Raw genomic sequence first — 3,797 nt, forward strand, 5'->3', positions numbered from 1 at the left:
CGGCGAACTCCTTCTCGCGCATCTCCTTTTCGCGATACTGGTTGGTCGCCGCGCGTATTGCCGGATGCTTGTGAGCCCCCAGGTACTTGAGATGAACCGGGACATGATCCAGGATCAGCGCCTTGGCCAGCTCGATATCGATTTGGTCGGATTGATCCATTTCCTCCCAAACATCGTCCAGATTTGGTCTTTGCTGATTGAAAACCGACCGTAACAGATAGGTGACCGATTCACGGAGAATCTCCGAGAGCTGTGAATCGGAGTAGTCCTCGATCGGGATCCGCCGCAAGACCAGCTCGACTCGGCACTGCCCTTCCTGATGCAGGGGGAAGTAGCTGGGGCGATCCAGAAACACCGTGAGAACCTTCTTCTCTAGACCCACTGAGATGAATTCATCAAGGATCGAGCGAACCCGCAATTGCTCCCCGTCATGCACGCGGACAGCCATGCGGTAGAAACTCAGCGCTTCGGACAAGGAAAGACCCGCCAGCCATTGCCCCGTTCCAGGGATGAACCAGGGCAGTTGGTCAATGAGTTTGTCCCGCGAACGCGGATGCAACAGATCTTGGCAGAGATCCTTGACCGACTGGTCGTCCCCGAACAGTAGGGTGAGAACACCCACCAAAGGGCGTGCCACCCGGACGGTCCAGGGCTCGAAGTAGTCACGCAGGATTTGGCCAGCGGAAGAGGTCTGGGAGGCATGGGCGACATCCCGCCGACTTGCTGATGTATCCGTGTCCGTCTGATCAGAGACGATGCACCCGGCCAGGATCTGTGCCTGCTCTGCGTCCAAGACATGGGCCGCCGCAATACCGGTCACGCCGCTGGTCAGCTGCTTGCTGAGTTTCCAATGACCTTCCTTGTTTCTCAGTGTCAAATCGCCCAACGCTTCCCGTGCGTCAGGCTGCCCCGCAAAGACCTTGAGGTAGCGGTCGAACACTCGCCGCAAAATTTGTCTGTCACCGCCTTGGTCAGCCATCCACTTGAGCAGTGCAACCAAGTCACCAGTCTCGACCGGATCACGCATCGACGGCAGAAGACTCTGGAGACAGGCGTTTGCCCCCTGGCGCTCAATGAGTACCGCGAGTAGCTGCCAACCGGCATGGCGATAGCCGCCAAGCACACGGGCAGTCTCTTCGAGTTCGGTTGTATTCTTCAGCTCGATGGGGCCAAGGCGGTAGGCGGCGATCTCGCTCAGAACAAGCCCCAGTTGCTGCAACCCGGCTTGGTCTCGGGCGAAAGACTCCTGGCGTAACCGTGGATAGGCGGGATGCTCGACCACGTCAGCCAACAGCGCACGAGGGGTTACGAAAAGCCCTGGATGCTGGGCCAGGATTCGATCCAGTTCATCTTCGGCGGCGTCCAGGTCGATGATGTCATCGGGCCTGAGGTGTGCACCGGCAGCGTTCGGGATCCACTCGGCTGATTTGAGTCGTTGCACTATGGCGCCTGACAGAGACTCACCGCGCTCCGCGAGGGTCTGCAAGGCGTCCAGGATGACCCTCCACACTCCCGGTACCTCTGGGTGGTGCAGGCCGATCTCGATGGCCACCTCCTCGTCCAGGTTTCTCAGTAGATCCTGTTGCCGCTGCGCAAGCGCCTTGTCGTCACTGAGCACGAACAGATGCAGTCCACGCCGGAGCTCGGCATTCAGATCGATCTGCCCGCAATCGAGGTAGGCATTGACTGTGTCCCCTGGTATGGCGATGTTCTGACGTGTCCAATGGAACGGGAGAGAGACCCACAGGGCATCGTTCTTCACCGCCTTCAGGATCTGCTCGCAATCATCCTGATCGAAAGCCGTCGAATCCAGCGCCGAGACGCCCTTATCTTCGATCTCATCGATGACCGACTGCTGACTGATGTCGTGGAGGTTCACCGCTTTCCCTGCCGCTCTGGATAGCGGTTCGGTGAGTTTCGCGTCCACCAGATTCCAAGGAGATTTATCGCCTCCAACGAGCTGCGCCCAAAGCTTTTGCCAGACCGGTTCCTGTCTCAGCCCCAACACCCAAAGGCGGTCGTCATCGTCGAAATGGTCGATGTCCGCGTGCAGCAGGAAGCGCAGTCCTCGCGTTTCCAAATCATTGCTCGGCGTCCCACTGTTCCCGATCAGCGCCGCCCGTTTTTCGATCCCGCCGATGCTGCGCGGTCCCCCGCCCAGTGCCGCGAGCACCGCGCCTCCATCGCACGAGGGAACATCGCTCCGACCTTCGAGCGATAGAGACGCGGTCTCTTTGGTGATGACGAGCACCCGGTCGTGCGGCAACACGGCCTGAAGGTCCGCGGCCAACCCTAGGCGTTTGGCTGCTACCGTACCTTCCGACATCCCGAACAGCAGTCCGGCTTTGTTCGCGGCGCGGATTTCCTGCACCGAGATCGGTACCCGCCGCCCCTGACGACAGTCAAATCCGCCCAGAACCCTCAGGTCGGCGCAACGCTGCAAGAGTTGCGTGCGCTGCCCATCGGCGACGCCTTTAATCAGCGCCGACGACAGCTTGAGCGCCTCGTCCTGTAACGCTTGATCGGCATCGGCGTCTGGACCCAACACCTCCTCGACCTTGGTCAGAAAGCGCGTTGCATCGGATACCGATAGCTTGGCCCCGTATCGGGCTGAGGTCGGAGAGCCGGGAGGTGTGTCCGGAAAAAACAGATCGGGGAGCGGAAGCGCGTCGGTCTGCGCGGACAGTAGAGCACGCAGCAGAGTGACTGGTAGGCCCTTGCCGACATTGAAGCAACGTGACGGATCCAGGTGCGCGACGATCCGGCTCACGCGTTTCTTTTGACGCCCAAGAACCTCCTCGCCCAGTTGCATGAGACCTTGGCGAACAAGATCCGCAACAGCCGATCTCACGGAGAGCGTCTCCAGATATGGACCTGCCGCGCTTTCCAGAAAGCCACTCAAGTAGTCCAGCCGCTTGATGTCCTGGAAGAGTTCGCGCGCCTTCACCGATTCGATCAGCGCCAGAAGTTGCTGCTCGCTCCATTGCGCTTTAACCGAGGGATGAAGCAAGTACGGCGCGCCTTCCACCGCCAATCGATAGCTCTTCGCGATCGAGTCGAGCACCGGAAACAGCCGCCAGGCACGGCCAGGATCGTCCGGCGGCGGGGCTGGGAGAGACAGCACCCGGCGTTCCGTGCCACAGCAGACCCAGGCGACCCCGTCAGCGGTGATCTCGCGCAGCCAGCTCTTCTGCGCCGTGAGGTCCGCACGGAAGCGCTGAAAGAGCGACGTGTGCAGCAGCGCCTGAGACAAGGCGGTCTTGGACGCATCCGACAGTTCCTGTTCGGTACAGAAGGCATCCAGTGCCGGGATCAGAAGTGGCAGCACATTGGCGCGCAGCAGTTCGCAATTCCAGGCTCGCCGTAACGCTGCCTCGCTCTCGTCCGGATCGAGCGTGCGTCCGTTGCAGTCTTCAAGCCCATCGACACCACGACGTCCGGCATCCACGAAAAAATAGCCATGTAGGGTCAAGCGCACATCGTCGTCGCCCTCACAGCGAACCCGCTCGACCGCCTCGATCTCGTCCAGAGGCAGAAACACTGTCCAATGCGTGAACAACCATCCGCGTCCCGGCGTGCGGGAGAACAGCACGGCACCATGCGGCTTGGCCTTGTCCTTGGCCTCACTGGCATGGCCTTTCTCGTTCCGGACATAACTGCTCGGCCAGTGTTGATGGCGGTGGTGCCTTGCAAAAATGTGATAATGAGCGATACTGACCCCATGGCTCAAGCACCGGCGGGGACAAGGCGATGGCGGCACAGTTAATCAGCAACAACGGCCAGGAGGTGACGATCCA

At 60.3% G+C, this 3,797-nt stretch carries 1 protein-coding gene; it reads right to left on the reverse strand.

Going from position 1 to position 3,797, the window contains the following annotated elements; genetic code table 11:
- Positions 1–3,541, reverse strand: a 3,541-nt coding sequence (locus QZY07_RS26440) for a hypothetical protein (protein WP_295409272.1), incomplete at its 3' end; no start/stop codon positions are given.
- Positions 3,542–3,797 lie beyond the last annotated feature (256 nt).

It is taken from the genome of uncultured Thiocystis sp., assembly GCF_903866365.1.
Taxonomy (GTDB): Bacteria; Pseudomonadota; Gammaproteobacteria; order Chromatiales; family Chromatiaceae; genus Chromatium.